Source organism: Saccharibacter sp. EH611 (genome assembly GCF_009834765.1).
In the GTDB taxonomy this organism is placed as follows: Bacteria; Pseudomonadota; Alphaproteobacteria; order Acetobacterales; family Acetobacteraceae; genus Saccharibacter.
Genome location: NZ_WVHP01000018.1, coordinates 78860 through 92464, shown reverse-complemented (window position 1 = coordinate 92464; position 13605 = coordinate 78860). Strand labels below are relative to the sequence as shown.

Sequence of the window (13605 nt, the reverse complement as noted above, 5' to 3'; positions counted from 1 at the left end):
CCGGGGATAGAGGCCATCGCCTCCATAGATTGCGCTTGCAGATCAGACAGGCCGCCAAGAGGAGTGGCGACGATAGAGACCTCTTCATTCTCTTTATCGGCCACAATCGTGCTTTGCCCTTCAGAGACTTGCTGCATGAAAGACGCGCGGCCCATAATCGTGCTGGTGCCATTGTGATCCATCACGCCACCTTGCATGGCCGCAGTCATGTCTGTCTTGAGCACCAACTTGGAGAAATTGGCCGTGATGTCGCTCACGCTATTGCGGGTTCGGAGGAAGTTATGAACGTAAGGGCGGAGCTGTTGGGTGAGTGACAGGCCACCAAAGTTAAAGGCAGGCTTGAAGATGTCGGGCACCTCGTAAGGCACCATCTTCAGCAGGCGGTCTTTATGGGTCAGGCAGCCTTGCACCCAGTAATTGTCAGGGTCGTAAAAGCCTGCGCGGTAGGGACTGTCAGCGTTAAAATAGTTGGGCGATGTCCAGACCGGATCAATAATCTTGAACCCGTTGAGGCTTCCCTTCTTAACGCCGTGCTCATTGATCTTGAGCGGAACATTTTGTCCCGTCGCATCAGCCGATAGGCCTACGATGTCGATCCAAAGATAACCAACGCCGTTTAGAAGGCTACTGAGCACTTGGCGATAGAGCAGAGCCCGCACATCAAGGCGCTTAAACTCAGCCTCAATCGCGCTGATCTTCTCAGCCGTCTCGCGTGATTGCCGTTCACGGGCGGCGTTAGCTTCTTCGTCCGTATCGTAATCGGTGATGTTGATGTTCTTGGTTGATTTAAATCGTATCCATTCCCGTGTTGCTTCACGGGCGATAATGTCGCATGGCTTACGGAACTCAGCACGCATGGCCATTTGGGAGAGGTAAGGATAGCCCATAAAGCCCAAACCATCCGCCAGCCATGACTGGATTGCGCCCGCATTGCCGGCGGCATAGGCGCTGATCTGTCCCTGCACGGCATCAAGGGCGCTGTCATTGGCCAATCTCTGCCTTTCTGGCACGACACCCGGCGCAGGCTTGCAAGGAGCAAGGCGCACGTCCAAGGGCGGCGCTCCATCTCCCCTCGCATCCTCAGCCGTGTAATGCCCAAACATAGCCGACAGCCACGAGCGCGACTTCTCGTCAGCCGTTGGATGCACGACAGGTTCGCGCCGTTGGGGCAGCGGCGTGGTTTTTTTGCGGAATAGGGACATGGGGTAGAGCTTTAAGAAGGTAAGAAGAAGCTTGATGAATGTGCCATAATGGCATATGCTTATCTGGAGATAAGGGAGAAAACGCGGTGGAGAAGAAAGAACAGCTTGAAGTTCAGAACTTGGAAGAGGAAATCCTATATAGAAGGCTTCACTTTAAACTGGCGGTTCTGAAAGCTGCTTTTACCGTTGTTTCAGTTCTGGCTGGTGTTATTGCTTTATTTTCGCGGTTACATAAATAAGAGGGGCAGAGGATGGCGTTAGGCCTTCCCTATCTGTAGAGGGCTACAATATGTCTAACGAACGATTAACCTTTTTAGAGCGGCACCTAACGCATAAGCTTTATTTTAGCTTAGGCGGGGCTGTTATGGTGGGTATTGTTTTGGGCCTTGCCTTAACATTTTTATTATGAAGCCCCCCCGTTCTCCTTCTCCTCAAGAGATAAAAGCAATGCGTCTTTCTCTTGGGCTAACGCAGACAGAGGCTGCGGCTGTCCTGTATCGTTCTACGTTCCGAGCATGGGCTAAGTGGGAAAGCGGAGAGGCGAGATTGAGTTATGCTCTTTGGGAGCTTTTCCTCCTCAAGACGCGTGTTCTCCCCTTAGACAAGGCCCTAATATCACAATGAGCGAGTGGCGCTTAACGGCTGACCAACTTGCAGAAGCGGGCCGGGTTGCCTTTGGGCAGCGTTGGCAGAGCGACCTTGCTGATTACCTTGGGGTGGACTCAAGTCGAATCAGGGGCGTTCTGTCTGGGAAGCGACGTTCTCCTCCGGGGTGGACTGACGAGGTATTGCGGCTCCTTCGCGAACGGTCGCAGCAATGCCACGCTATGGAAACGACCTTGCGAGACGATATAGAGGCAAAACAGGCCCTTCTTGGCTAAACAAAAGACCGCCGCACGATCTGCTGTCCTGCAAAGGCGGAGAAATCCGGCATCTTGCGGCGGTTCTGAATGAGGCCATCGAGGGCATAGCGGACGGCGTCGATCCAGTGATTGTTGGCGTCCTCAATCTTGGGTAAGATGGCTTCTGTCTGGCGATCCACCTTGTAAGAATAGGTGCGAAATTCCCGCGCGATCTTCTCCGCTCGTTTATGCACACGAATGCCACGGAAACCCTTGAGGCGCTCAATGCCGTCCTCGACGCTGCCTTTCCATTTCTTCGCTCCCGTAATGCGGTAGCCATATTTGTTCGCCATGAAGGAGATGGTCTCTGGACGGGCACAATCAGCGAGGATGGGCCATGAGCGCGAACCCGGCACCTTGTCGAACAGGGCAGGCAAAGCGTCCATCTCAACGCCGACACCGCCTTCTGCATAGTCGATATGGAGCACATCGTCGGTGATAAAGCAGCGCACAATGGCCGTAGGGTCTTTGGCAAAGCCCCAATCCACACCGTAATAGAGGCGGGCGTCTTCAGGCGCTTCAAAGTCGCAGCCATACTCGACACGATGACGGAAGATCAGCGCTTCAGTAACCTGCTGATAGCCGCCTTCCCAGATATGGTCGTATTCGTCAGGCCGCGCTCTCTGGTCACGTTCGCGCTCGTCATTGAGAACAGCAGGGAACCACGGATTGTCAGACCAGTTCGCGCACACCACGACAATCTTGGGATCAGCCTCGGCCTCTGTTGTGCGGAGGAACGCATCTACTGGGTCTTCAGCGTGCGAGGGGTTCCAGCTAAACCAGATTTCAGAACCGCGTTTACGGATGGTCGGACGCAACAGCTTGAGCGAATGAGCCGAGAGGGACTGAGCTTCTTCCACCCACGCAACGTCAAAGCCTTCCAGCGACTTGATCGAGTCCGCCGTATGGTTCTGCATCCCTTGGAAGATAATCACGCCGTCGCCCGGTGTGCGAATTTCCTTATCGAGCAACTCGAACTTGTCAGCTAAACCGTGCGCCATGATCTTGTCTGTCACGAGCTGCTTGACCGACATATTCAGTGACTTCTGGATTTCACGAATGCACACAGCCCGCAGGCCGGGGCGCATCATCGCTTGCGCTACGAGGTATTCAGCAAAGAAGTGAGACTTCCCAGAGCCTCGACCACCCCATACGCCCTTATAACGCGCAGGCTGGAGCAACGGCGCAAAAACACGCGGTGTCTGAATATCAAGGGGCGCTGTTTCTGTCATTTTTTGGGTCAACTATGGTGTGACGTATTTCAGTAATCGGGCCGCCATCCGGGCCGCTATGTTCGAGATGAGCGGTCGCCTTACCGTATGCGCGGTCTAGGATTTCCTTAGCGGCAGAGATGCGGGCCGTTTCGTTTTCGCCTGTTTTGGCGATTTTGACTAAAATCTCTAAGGCGTCCTTGCCGTGTTCTTGGGCAAGTGCGCGAATGTTGGCAGTAACTTTATTGACCGCCCCTTTAGGCCTACCAGCTCCGGGCCGCTTGCCTCCTACTGTTTTTTTTTGATTTTTCATAATTTTTTATCAAAGTCCGGTCTGCTTCTTACTCATCGCCACACCCGCTGATCGTGCCCATCTTCCCAATGTTGAGATTGCAGCTCTTTACATGTTGCGTGCCAAACGCGGGTCATGAGGGTAGAGGGGACAATGGAGGACATGGGATAGACAACGTGGTGAGGCAGCGTGAACGGAGCGCATCGGATCACGTCACACGTTTTGAGACCGAGCATCGCCGCATCCATCCACGATGGGTGGACATCAGCCCGGTGGGTATTTTCTGGGCCTTTACGGATCGGCACGAGTGCCACGCGGTCTTTCTGGCGTTTTAGCACGATACAAAGGCCGCCCCGTGTAGATACAATACGACCACGCCTAATCCGTGGGTCTGGAGTAGGGGCGAAGTTCGGCATGATATTTTCGAGAGAGAAAGCTTAAAACAAAAAAGCCGCGCACCTCATTAGATGCACGACTTCCGACTATGCCAATATCATGCCACGTTTGTGACACACGTACAAGTCCTTTTTTCACGGGCTTCTTTTTTATGCTTTTCAACGTAAAAATTGGCGAGCTGCTCAAGAAGAAGGGAACACTGTGAGCGGGCTGCTTTTGCCTGTGTCGCACGTTCTTTTGCTGGCCATAATTTCTTCCCAATCGCCGAAAAGCTCATGCCCTCGACCAGCAGCATTTCCAACCGAACATGCGAGCACAATCCAAGTGCTTCTCTTACCTCAGCAATGCGGGCCGCAGCCTTGCCGCGTGCCACGGCGAAGGTGTGGATGTTGCCGGGGATATAATCCCGATCCAGCGGGTCTTTAAGGTAATCGGCATAGGCCCCTTTGAAGAAGATATAATCCTCCAGCCAGCGATTGGCGGCAGTGACGGCCTCGCCGCTGATGTCGCCGCTTTCGTGTAGCGTCTGCACCGTGCGGGCTTTCACGCGACGTTTACGCTTCCCCATGCCGACCGTTTCGTAGTCTGGCTTGAGTGTGCGTTCTGTGGTGGGGCCGTCTGAGAGAAGGGCTGTAGCGGTTTTGCTCATGATGCGCTCCGTTCTTTTGTCTTTTCAGGTAGCCAGTAGCCAGCGTATGGCCCGCAATGACCGCGTTCCCACACCACCCACGCATAGGCTGTGGTGCCGTTATGTTTTTGCTTTTGACCGAGTAAATGTCCTGGAACGCAACTAATCCGGTCGGGGAAATGCCATACGCGAGCAGGCGGGGTTTCCCTGAGCCATGCCGACCGCTTGATTCCTTCAAGGAAAGCAGCGCGGAGAAAGAGACACACACGGTCTTGCGTATGGTCTATGGCAATCTTTACGAAAGTTTCCGCCTGATTGAAGGGCGGGTTGGAGATGATCGAGGCTGGCTTGAAGGCGGGAATGGCCGCTCTGAAATCCTCAATGTGTGCGTCGATACCGCGATCAACGATATCACTGCCAACCGTTTCTATCCCAGCGCGATCACATGCCCGGAGGACATTCCCTTGCCCACAGCAGGGATCTAAGACCGCGCCAGAGAAGGGCTTTTCCACAGCAAGAAGACGATCCGTTGCATGTTCTGGCTCTACATACCAATCATGAGCCACGCGGCTATAAGAGGCTTTTTGGGAGGATGTAGACTCAGGATCATGCTTGAGGATGTCTTGGTAAATCTGTCGGCATGTGCCTTTGTTGTGCACTGACAGCAGCCTAAGAAGTTCCAATGAGATGCGCGGATAATCTGCGACGGTATGGTCGGCTGGCGCGATAATCATACCTTTTTCAGGATGCTCATAACGAAGGCTGTGCTTGCTATCAAAACCTTGATTCTGCCATCCATTGGCTGCCAGATACTGTTGAATAGCTGCTGGGGTTAGGATCATCAGCTCTTGGAGTGTAGGGTAGTTCTTTCTCACCTCATCGTTATGCTCAGATGCAGCGTCTCTAATCTTCACGGCGTTGTTTTCAAGCCCATAAGCGGCAATGAACCTCTCAACTATCTTATCAGAGACTTCATACCCACCATGCTCCATACGGGAGATCACGGCGGCCTTCGTATCCATCTTACGAGCCGTATCTAGCAGCCTGTCGCCGTGGGCGATGCGGATGTCGCGTGCCATCTTTGCGAATTCAGAGCGCATCACACATCTCCCCCAAAGCAGCGATGCAGAGCAGCGCTTTCTGCGTTCCGATTTGTTTTGCCCTCAGCAGCGTCTGAATTCTTCGGTTCGTCGCTATAGTGCTCCAGTGCGCTTGAAAATTCCGTTGAGTTACGCATGGCGCTTCTCCCGGTGTGTAGGGAAGAGGCTCGCAACCATCGCGTTCACATGGCGCTTCTGTTCTTCGGTTGGTGGCGTGCGGGGCTTTGCGGGCTCATGGATAGGCTCATTGACGAACAGCCAGAGAGTTGCGCGTTTGTTGCGCAGCGCTTGAACGTGCTTGTCGAGAAGCTCATAGAACTCAGCAGGCGTGGGCATGAACTTGAACGACCGTAGCGCGTCCCGCCGGAACTCAGCCGTCCACGCCCCAGCGGGCACGTCCTCGGTGATGGCCTCCACAGCCAGACGCCATGCTTCGCGCTTCTCTGGATCGCGTGGGTTGGCCACCAGAGCCCCGAGTGTTTGGTCAAATTGCGCGATCAGCTTTTGACGCGCCTCAAGAGGCGGCGCGGTGAACGCTTCAGCATCCAAACCCGCTAGAAGGCGCGCGGCTTCCTCGTGCAGCGCTGGCGTTTTAGCGGTGCGTTTGCCGCGAATGGTCATATCGCCAAAACGCTCCCAGCGTCGGGAATGCAGGGCTTCGCTGAGGGCCACGCTGATGGTGCGCCGTGGGAGGGTGATGTGGGTGAGGCTGGCAGTGCTCATTGGAAGATAATCCTGTCGCTGTTGGCGTGGTCTTGGCTGCGGTATTGAGCGCGCATCTCCTCAAAAATGATGTTGCGGTTGCGTTCGCTTTCGCTCATTCGAGGGGCAGCCTGCTGGCTATGAGGGCGGCTGTTTTTGAGCGGGTAAATCCCCTGCCAGCCCTGAAGCGTGCAGTTGTCCAGCACCTGTCCGGGGTCTTGGCCTTGAGCCCTAAGCTCATCCAGCCGCTTGATGGCGATCTCCATCGCTCGGGTTGTGGCGGGTTTCTTCATCGACCGCCGCATCTCCAGCCAGCCGTTCCATGCTTCGGAAGGAACCCAGTCGGGCAAAGCAAATTCCTGTTTCGGCTTTGAACGAGGCTTTGAAGCCTTGGGGGGACTATAGGGGGGTATGATGGTTAATGGTGGTTAATTGGTGGTTATATGGAGCGGAACCTCGTTCCTTTTTGTGGTCTTTATATTCCGGTTGGGCGGAACGTGGTTCCGGTTTGGACTGAGCGGAATATGGTTCCGGTTTATCGGAACGAGGTTCCGGTTTTGTGGAATGTTGTTCCGTTTTCTTAGGAGCAGTATATTCGAGGCGAAGGCGAACAGACATGCGGCCATAGGCCTCTGACCTTTCAAGAATACCTGCCTCAATAAGTGCTTTTTTAGCGTTCCGAACCGCACGGTCTGTAAGCCCCGTTTGAGCGGCTAAAAGAACATTAGAAGGAAAGGCAATGCCGCTCTCATTGGCGTAATTAGCCAACACAAGGAGGACGTGCTTTTGGGTTGGGCTGCCCGGCTGTTCGAGCGCCCAGTTGATGGCTTTGATGCTCATGTGGGCTCTCCCATAATTTCAGTGATGGTCACGACCGTCTTCTGTTCGCACAGACGGCATTCAATGGCGCTGTATTCAGTTGTGATGTGGGCGGGGGAATCATCAACAATGATCCCGAGGCCGTATTTGTTGCGCACATGTCCACGCGCCAATAAGCGCGGCGTGGTAAGGCAATCAATCAGTTGCTTCGCGCCTCCACCTGAGAGGTTGTCATAATCAGGCGTTCCAACACTCCAGCGCTCAATGCGGATATGTGCTTGTTGGAACGGTTCCTTTGGTAACGCTTGGGGGCCTCCTAATGAGGCAATAATCTGCCCACGCATCGCCTTCTTCATTTTTATGGGCGCTCCGAAGTGCATACGGAGCGTTTTGTTGAGCAATGGATAAGGCGCTGGCAGGGAGAAGGTGAGTGTACGCGGGTGCGTCATACAAACCTCCCATGCTCATCGCGTTTGCGTTGTGGTGATGCGGCGCCCATTGAGGCGAGCTGCTTTCTGAGGTTCGTAACGAGAGCGAAGGCACGGTTGTTCTTGCCCTCAAGGTGCCAAATCTGTTCCCGTAAATGGCGCAGATCAGAACATGAGCGCTCCTGATGGTTGCGCAGGTCGGCGCAGGTTTCTTGCAGTGCCTTGTTGTGTCGGCGCTCTTGAGTAAGCTCACGGTGCAGTTTACGGACGTATGGGAAGAAAAGACGCAGCATGTCACACCCCCAACGCACGGCGGTAGATGTCGAGAAGCTGTTCTTGCTCTTCCACCTCAGCGGGCTCTTGCTTGCGAATTTTGATGATTTCCTTAATGACTTTTACGTCAAAGCCTGCTGACTTTGCTTCTGTGAAGATGTCGCGAATGTCAGAGCCAAGGGCTTTACGTTCTTCTTCCAAACGCTCCACGCGTTCAACAATGGAGCGTAGACGATCAGCAGCAATGCCGCCTGTTGTGTGTGTATCGGTCATGATGTGTGCTTTCAGAATGGGATGTCGTCGTTGAGTGAGTCTTGGCTTGCGTCCACGTCAGACATGGAACGCTGCGAGCTGTAGGACTGGCTTTGAGCGGTTTGTTTCTGCTGGGAAGGCTCGCGGTCAGACTTGCTGTCGAGCATCACCAGATCACCACGGAACGCCTTTAGAACGACCTCTGTCGTGTAGCGTTCCATGCCCTGTTGATCTGTCCATTTGCGTGTCTGAAGTTCGCCTTCGAGATAGACCTTGCTTCCTTTTCGTAAGAAGCGTTCGGCCACATCCGCCGTGCGCTCGTTGAAGATCACGACACGATGCCATTCGGTGCGTTCACGACGTTCGCCGGTGTGCTTATCCGTCCAGCTCTCGCTGGTAGCGACAGAGAGGTTGGCAATTTTCGCGCCGGATTGCGTGTGACGGATCTCTGGGTCACGGCCCAAATGACCGACCAGAATGACCTTGTTAACGGAGCCTGCCATTAGATCGCTCCCTCTCGGATATGGCTGATCTCCTTAAGGAGAGCGCGGCCAGCGGGAAGGGTAGACACAGTCCTTTCCTTCGAGCCGACATCGGGGCTGACGGAAATAAGGCCGTCTTTTTCTAAGCGCTTAACGACGGGACGTAGCCACCGAGGTGTTTTCCCCGTGATCTGGAGGAGGGCGTTGTACTGACAGCCAGTAAGAGCAGCCGTTAAAATGTCCTCTTCAATAGGCAGGACGGCGCGTTTAGCGACAAAACAGCCAAGGCGTATTTTGTTGCGTTCTTGCCACCGAGTGACATCAGTCCAGTTTTCGAAATTCTCAATAGACGTTTGTATCCCGCTAGAGATAAGCGTCCCGATTTGAAGTAGCCCTGATGGCAAAGGAATAATGACCATAGGTTCCATCACCCACGCTCCTTCACTTGCACGACCTCACGGCCAGAGCTTGCAACGGTGCGCGTTCTGATGGCCGGGCTGCTCTCGGCATGTTCGATTGTGCAAACGGCATTAGGAAGCGCGACAAAGCGGTTCTCAGCGGGGCTATAAAACGCGATGGCCGTCCATGTGCGAGGGATAGTGCGGGTCATGCTGACACCTCACCTTCACCACAGCGGCGCTTGATCTCTTCACGCGCAACAACTTTGATGAGCTCAAGCCGCGTTTGTTCAGATAGCGTGTCAGGCTGCGTATCCATCTTGAGCGCTTGATGTGTTTCGCCATCTATAGATCGGAGCGTGTCGTAGCGGGGATGCTGCATTTGGGTGCTGTCGCTCATACCCGTGTCTCCTTCTGGTGTTGTGTGGGGGTGGGGTTAGAGCGAGAATTATGAGCGATGTATTCCAGCACTCTTTCTTCCGTGTCGCGGTACATTCTTCTGCCTTGTCGAAGGCGCTTTACGAATTTACCGTCGTTCACCGCTCTAAAACCGAACGTGCTTTCTGATATTCCCGCCTCAATGACAAACTGCTCGATGCGGGATAAGAGTTCCGATTTGTAAGTCATAGATTGACAGTAATGGGATTTATCCCACCATTCAAGATAAATTTGGGATTTGTCTCAATTGTTTTGCTTTTATTTTAGTGGGATATTTCCCACTATGACTAATGAACATCTGATACGCGAAATTACCCGCCGCATGGAAGAAAAGGGCATAGGACAAAAAAGATTAGCCTTAGAAGCTGATCTAAAAGAGACCTATGTTCGAGACATCCTTAAAGGTAAATCTAAACGCCCAGATGTGTTTAGCATCGGGCGTTTAGCTCAAGTCTTAGGATGCTCAATAGAAGAGCTAGTCGGTCTTTCCACCGTCAATGCTTCCTCTGTTGATAGCTTTAAACCGCCTAGTCAATCTTTGTATACGGAAGAGGAGATTGCTATCGTTGACCTCTGGCGCTCCCTCGTTCCTAATCAGAGAGAGCATTTGATCGGTCTTTTTGAAGCCATTGCTGATCGTAGAGCTGTCTGACTTCTTACTGTTATTTTCGCACATCAAATGCTTCCTTTCTATGTTTGAGGAAGCAAGGCATGTATACTTAAAACGACCATAAGTTATTGATTTATAGCATTTTAAGAAGATAGGTAAGGGGATAAATCTCACAAAATGTGATAAATCCCAAATTTTTGCTTGCGATGTTGTGGGATGTGTCCCATTATACCCTCATACCGAACGAAACGCCCCACGTCGGGGCGTAGGAGGAGGGTAAGATGAGAGACACGAATGCTCTTACAATGCAGCAAGAAGAAGAGCTGCAAGAATATGGCAGTCTTCTCGCCAAGCAGGGGAAAGACCTGCTGCACAAAGGGCTATCCCTTGGCCATTTGACACCGGATCAACAAACTCTGCTCTCGGAGCACTGCATCGGCCTCGTTGAGCTTGGCACGATCCTGTTCCATCAGGAGGCGGCGCAATGATCCACCTACACGCAGTAGCGCAGCCACAGCAGGGCGCAGTCCTCGTTCCCATCACACCAGACGAACAGGCCCTTGAGCTAGGGCGTATGATCTTTGGGATTGGCCATAAGAGCCATGATCTCTGGTCTCAGATCAAGGTGCTAACAGCGGTTCAGGCATATTTTGAGAACCTTAGCCGGATCATAGGCCGAGTGAGCCGCAATACGGACGACATAGCCAAAGCAGCGCATTTCGAACTTGCGGCCACCATTCTGGATGAAGACGCGATCCCCGGCCTTCAAAGCTTTCTGGACGACCAATTAGAAGCGGGCAATGCCGCAGACCTATACTGGCAAGGCCAAGACGTCGCCCGCAAGCTCAATCAAGACGAGAGGGTGCTGGGATGATGAGTGATCTAGCAGCCTTAAAGGAACGGATAGCTCATACACATCTTCTTCTTGATCTGATTGAACAGCGCGATGTCCTAACCCCTGAAGAAGTAGAAGAGCGTTTGGTTCTCAAGGAGAGATTAAGGCACCAACAACGGGCTTTGGAGGAAATACGATGAGCTACAGGCAAGAGCATGAAGGAAAGATTGTCCGCCCCCATTGCTTGTATGAGAACGAGGGAGATGGCGAGCTCAATGAGGCGTATGAGGGGGCTAAATGGCACTGCACGTCGTGCAATAAGAGCTTCATCATCGAAACAGTCGTTCGAACCATAACGGTCACAACGCTCAAGGAAAGCGATAGTATTCTTAATGAAATCTCTCTTGTAGACATGAAGATAAATAGAAAAGAGAAAAGCGGTCTTTGTGTGAGTGGTTTTAGAAAGAAAAGAGAAGAACTGAGCATGAAGCTTGCCGAACTTTTGCTTAAAGAGCGCCAGATAGAAGAAAATAGTTACTAACCACCCCAAGTAAAAACCAAGGACAGAAACAATGCTGAAACACGCAAACAGGAAAGCTGTGTCTAAAGCACGCCCAGAGACGCCGCAAATGAGGCGGACAGAATACCTAAAGGCAGCGATGGACTGCCTCAAGAAAGGGCAGAAAACAGCAGCCGAAGCGTTCTTCTCCTGCGCTGTTTTTGAAAATGTGAAAGCACGGGGCTTCTAATGAGTAAGAAATACGAACTACTAACCGACGATACCGTTGCAAGTTGTGATGGCACTCTGTATCGCATCCGCTCCCTAAGAGACATTCCTGAATTAGGTGTATCTATCGGCGATATGGGCGGATACATCGAAAGCGAAAAAAACCTAACTCATAGCGGCAATGCGTGGGTATCTGGCAATGCGTGGGTATCTGGCAATGCGAAGGTTTTTGGCAATGCGTTGATAGCTAACTTGCGTCACATTCTAGCGCTCGGCCCAATCGGATCAGAAGATGGGACATTTACACTATTCCGAACGGACAGTGACCCATGCGTAACGCGTGGTTGCTTTATCGGCACGCTTGATGAGTTCGAAAAGGCTGTCAACGAGACACACGGCGACAATCAGCACGGCCAAGAATACCGCGCTGTCATAGCGCTTGCCCGCGTGCGTGTCAGGGAATGGGAGGCACGGTCATGAAGCCTCTGATTGAAACGATCAACGATCACCATGCGGCTCTGAAGGATTGTATCGACCAGTATATTCCGCTGCTGCATTCCGCGCGTAAGTCGAACGACCCGCTATCAGAAGCTGTGCAAATACATGAGGGGCTGCGTCATCTTGAGGCGGTGGTTAAATCCTATAGAACCGATCTCAAAGCGGGCATCACAGAGCAGATGGCCACAGACGGTGAAGTCAAAGCCGAGTGCGGCCCCTATGTCGTGTCTCTTCGCAAAGGCAACACGCGTGCCGTTGTAACGGACGTAGAGGCTCTACAAGGTGCAGCTCCTGAGCTTTTCAAACCACAGCCACTCAAAGTGAGCACAGCAGAATTGGCACGAGTTCTTGAATTGAGGGGCCCCGTATCAGGAGCGGAACTCGTTGAGGGCGAACCGACGATTATGGTGAAGGGGAAAGCGAAATGAGTAACGCTGTAATGACACATGAGACGATGAATACTCCGACACTGCATGCGTCTCCATTAAACCCACGCTCATTCCAAGAGCTGATGCGTTTTGCAGAGATTGCTGCAGGATCAGGCATGGTGCCTCGTGAATACGCAGGGAAAGCCGCAGCGATTGTTATTGCCTGTCAGATGGGAGCAGAGCTTGGCTTGGCCCCAATGCAAAGTTTGCAAAATATTGCGGTCATTAACGGGAGACCGAGCGTTTGGGGGGATACGCTACTTGCGCTTGTCCGGTCATCTCCCGTCTGTGATGATGTTGTAGAACACATTGAGGGAGATGGTGACGCACTAACGGCAGTCTGCGTTGCGACACGCAAAGGGAAAAAGCCGGTTGAAGCACGTTTCTCTTACGCTGATGCGCGAACAGCAGGTCTGCTTAATAAAACGGGGCCGTGGAAGACTTATCCCCGCCGTATGCTGCAAATGCGTGCCCGTGGTTTTGCGCTGCGTGATGCGTTCCCAGACGTGCTACGAGGCCTGATTACGGCTGAAGAAGCGCAAGATATTCCAGTCGACGATGCAACACCAACTCAACCTATTTCACACAAGGAACGCACTCCATCGCTGTCAGAAGCAGGGAAAAAGCGCGTTGAAGATGGAGCTAATGCCCTCATAGAGCGTGTCATGGGAGTTTCTACGCGTGGAGAATTGGAAGCGATTACGTCAGAGGATGCGGTAAAGAAGCAACGTGTTTTCTTGCGTCAGCGCATGCCTGAACTCGCAGACCGCGTTGATCAAGTTGTGAGTGAAACATTGGATGGTATCGAACGACACGCACAGAATGAGAGGCAGGACGAACCTCCCGCTGCGACAATGGAGGAGATGCCAGCATGAGCGGTCTTCTGATCCTATTCCTAGCGATAGCATCCTATTGCGTGATCGGTGCGTTCACAGGCTTGGCCCTCACGATCCAGCGGAGAGGCATACGATATATTCCTGATAG

28 protein-coding genes are annotated in these 13605 nt (G+C 52.8%); 11 read left to right on the top strand and 17 right to left on the bottom strand.

Going from position 1 to position 13605, the window contains the following annotated elements:
- On the bottom strand, nucleotides 1-1202 hold a 1202-nt coding region (locus GS535_RS05215), incomplete at its 3' end, for an anti-CBASS protein Acb1 family protein (RefSeq protein WP_160799169.1).
- A 38-nt stretch (nucleotides 1203-1240) separates the two neighbouring features.
- On the opposite strand from GS535_RS05215, the gene GS535_RS11135 reads away from it, so the two are divergent.
- Complete coding sequence (locus GS535_RS11135) at nucleotides 1241-1441, top strand: hypothetical protein (protein WP_160792579.1); 201 nt, start codon at nucleotides 1241-1243, stop codon at nucleotides 1439-1441.
- Nucleotides 1442-1822: 381 nt separating this feature from the next.
- Nucleotides 1823-2083, top strand: coding sequence for a transcriptional regulator (locus tag GS535_RS05210; RefSeq protein WP_160792580.1), 261 nt, complete (start codon nucleotides 1823-1825; stop codon nucleotides 2081-2083).
- On the opposite strand, the gene GS535_RS05205 is transcribed toward GS535_RS05210, so the two are convergent.
- The 16 genes from GS535_RS05205 to GS535_RS05130 form a co-directional block, all read right to left on the bottom strand.
- Nucleotides 2080-3336 (bottom strand): PBSX family phage terminase large subunit, encoded by a 1257-nt coding sequence (locus GS535_RS05205; protein WP_160792581.1) that lies wholly within the window; start codon nucleotides 3334-3336, stop codon nucleotides 2080-2082. The two genes, GS535_RS05210 and GS535_RS05205, sit on opposite strands and share 4 nt — an antisense overlap.
- Nucleotides 3314-3628, bottom strand: coding sequence for a hypothetical protein (locus GS535_RS05200; RefSeq protein WP_160792582.1), 315 nt, complete (start codon nucleotides 3626-3628; stop codon nucleotides 3314-3316). The genes GS535_RS05205 and GS535_RS05200 overlap by 23 nt, the downstream gene beginning before the upstream one ends.
- Before the next feature lie 32 nt (nucleotides 3629-3660).
- The gene (locus tag GS535_RS05195; RefSeq protein ID WP_160792583.1) at nucleotides 3661-4023 is read right to left on the bottom strand and encodes a hypothetical protein; all 363 of its coding nucleotides are present in this window, start codon (nucleotides 4021-4023) and stop codon (nucleotides 3661-3663) included.
- A 77-nt stretch (nucleotides 4024-4100) separates the two neighbouring features.
- Nucleotides 4101-4652, bottom strand: coding sequence for a hypothetical protein (locus tag GS535_RS05190; RefSeq protein ID WP_160792584.1), 552 nt, complete (start codon nucleotides 4650-4652; stop codon nucleotides 4101-4103).
- Nucleotides 4649-5731, bottom strand: a complete 1083-nt coding sequence (locus GS535_RS05185; RefSeq protein ID WP_160792585.1) for a helix-turn-helix transcriptional regulator — start codon at nucleotides 5729-5731, stop codon at nucleotides 4649-4651. Before GS535_RS05185 ends, GS535_RS05190 begins: the two co-directional genes overlap by 4 nt.
- Nucleotides 5731-5868 carry a hypothetical protein gene (locus GS535_RS05180; protein WP_160792586.1) on the bottom strand — a complete coding sequence of 46 codons (138 nt, stop codon included), beginning with the start codon at nucleotides 5866-5868 and terminating at the stop codon, nucleotides 5731-5733. The genes GS535_RS05185 and GS535_RS05180 overlap by 1 nt, the downstream gene beginning before the upstream one ends.
- The gene (locus GS535_RS05175; RefSeq protein ID WP_160792587.1) at nucleotides 5861-6454 is read right to left on the bottom strand and encodes a hypothetical protein; all 594 of its coding nucleotides are present in this window, start codon (nucleotides 6452-6454) and stop codon (nucleotides 5861-5863) included. Before GS535_RS05175 ends, GS535_RS05180 begins: the two co-directional genes overlap by 8 nt.
- Complete coding sequence (locus GS535_RS05170; RefSeq protein ID WP_160792575.1) at nucleotides 6451-6783, bottom strand: hypothetical protein; 333 nt, start codon at nucleotides 6781-6783, stop codon at nucleotides 6451-6453. Before GS535_RS05170 ends, GS535_RS05175 begins: the two co-directional genes overlap by 4 nt.
- 49 nt (nucleotides 6784-6832) lie before the next feature.
- Nucleotides 6833-7273 (bottom strand): helix-turn-helix domain-containing protein, encoded by a 441-nt coding sequence (locus tag GS535_RS05165; RefSeq protein WP_160792574.1) that lies wholly within the window; start codon nucleotides 7271-7273, stop codon nucleotides 6833-6835.
- Complete coding sequence (locus GS535_RS05160; protein WP_237442202.1) at nucleotides 7270-7701, bottom strand: hypothetical protein; 432 nt, start codon at nucleotides 7699-7701, stop codon at nucleotides 7270-7272. Before GS535_RS05160 ends, GS535_RS05165 begins: the two co-directional genes overlap by 4 nt.
- Complete coding sequence (locus GS535_RS05155) at nucleotides 7698-7973, bottom strand: hypothetical protein (RefSeq protein WP_160792573.1); 276 nt, start codon at nucleotides 7971-7973, stop codon at nucleotides 7698-7700. Before GS535_RS05155 ends, GS535_RS05160 begins: the two co-directional genes overlap by 4 nt.
- A gap of 1 nt (nucleotide 7974) precedes the next feature.
- Complete coding sequence (locus GS535_RS05150; protein WP_160792572.1) at nucleotides 7975-8226, bottom strand: DUF2312 domain-containing protein; 252 nt, start codon at nucleotides 8224-8226, stop codon at nucleotides 7975-7977.
- Between the two features lie 11 nt (nucleotides 8227-8237).
- Nucleotides 8238-8708: a single-stranded DNA-binding protein gene (gene ssb / locus GS535_RS05145; RefSeq protein WP_160792571.1), complete on the bottom strand. Its 471-nt coding sequence runs from the start codon at nucleotides 8706-8708 to the stop codon at nucleotides 8238-8240.
- Entirely contained in the window at nucleotides 8708-9115 is a 408-nt protein-coding gene (locus GS535_RS05140) for a hypothetical protein (RefSeq protein ID WP_160792570.1), read from the bottom strand. Before GS535_RS05140 ends, ssb begins: the two co-directional genes overlap by 1 nt.
- Nucleotides 9115-9297, bottom strand: coding sequence for a hypothetical protein (locus tag GS535_RS05135; RefSeq protein WP_160792569.1), 183 nt, complete (start codon nucleotides 9295-9297; stop codon nucleotides 9115-9117). The genes GS535_RS05140 and GS535_RS05135 overlap by 1 nt, the downstream gene beginning before the upstream one ends.
- Nucleotides 9294-9485: a hypothetical protein gene (locus GS535_RS05130; protein ID WP_160792568.1), complete on the bottom strand. Its 192-nt coding sequence runs from the start codon at nucleotides 9483-9485 to the stop codon at nucleotides 9294-9296. The genes GS535_RS05135 and GS535_RS05130 overlap by 4 nt, the downstream gene beginning before the upstream one ends.
- Nucleotides 9486-9806: 321 nt before the next feature.
- Here GS535_RS05130 and GS535_RS05125 point away from each other — a divergent pair, with 321 nt between their 5' ends.
- From GS535_RS05125 to GS535_RS05085, 9 genes are all read left to right on the top strand, one after another.
- Entirely contained in the window at nucleotides 9807-10175 is a 369-nt protein-coding gene (locus tag GS535_RS05125; protein WP_160792567.1) for a helix-turn-helix domain-containing protein, read from the top strand.
- Nucleotides 10176-10414: 239 nt separating this feature from the next.
- A complete protein-coding gene (locus GS535_RS05120; protein ID WP_160792109.1) occupies nucleotides 10415-10621 on the top strand; it encodes a hypothetical protein in 207 nt (68 codons plus the stop codon).
- Nucleotides 10618-11007 carry a hypothetical protein gene (locus tag GS535_RS05115; RefSeq protein WP_160792566.1) on the top strand — a complete coding sequence of 130 codons (390 nt, stop codon included), beginning with the start codon at nucleotides 10618-10620 and terminating at the stop codon, nucleotides 11005-11007. The genes GS535_RS05120 and GS535_RS05115 overlap by 4 nt, the downstream gene beginning before the upstream one ends.
- Nucleotides 11004-11168 (top strand): hypothetical protein, encoded by a 165-nt coding sequence (locus GS535_RS05110; RefSeq protein WP_160792565.1) that lies wholly within the window; start codon nucleotides 11004-11006, stop codon nucleotides 11166-11168. Before GS535_RS05115 ends, GS535_RS05110 begins: the two co-directional genes overlap by 4 nt.
- Complete coding sequence (locus tag GS535_RS05105) at nucleotides 11165-11509, top strand: hypothetical protein (protein WP_160792564.1); 345 nt, start codon at nucleotides 11165-11167, stop codon at nucleotides 11507-11509. Before GS535_RS05110 ends, GS535_RS05105 begins: the two co-directional genes overlap by 4 nt.
- 31 nt (nucleotides 11510-11540) lie before the next feature.
- Nucleotides 11541-11717 carry a hypothetical protein gene (locus GS535_RS05100; RefSeq protein ID WP_160792563.1) on the top strand — a complete coding sequence of 59 codons (177 nt, stop codon included), beginning with the start codon at nucleotides 11541-11543 and terminating at the stop codon, nucleotides 11715-11717.
- Nucleotides 11717-12175: a hypothetical protein gene (locus tag GS535_RS05095; protein WP_160792562.1), complete on the top strand. Its 459-nt coding sequence runs from the start codon at nucleotides 11717-11719 to the stop codon at nucleotides 12173-12175. Before GS535_RS05100 ends, GS535_RS05095 begins: the two co-directional genes overlap by 1 nt.
- Nucleotides 12172-12621, top strand: coding sequence for a hypothetical protein (locus tag GS535_RS05090; RefSeq protein ID WP_160792240.1), 450 nt, complete (start codon nucleotides 12172-12174; stop codon nucleotides 12619-12621). Before GS535_RS05095 ends, GS535_RS05090 begins: the two co-directional genes overlap by 4 nt.
- Nucleotides 12618-13496 (top strand): recombinase RecT, encoded by an 879-nt coding sequence (locus tag GS535_RS05085; RefSeq protein WP_237442201.1) that lies wholly within the window; start codon nucleotides 12618-12620, stop codon nucleotides 13494-13496. Before GS535_RS05090 ends, GS535_RS05085 begins: the two co-directional genes overlap by 4 nt.
- Nucleotides 13497-13605 lie beyond the last annotated feature (109 nt).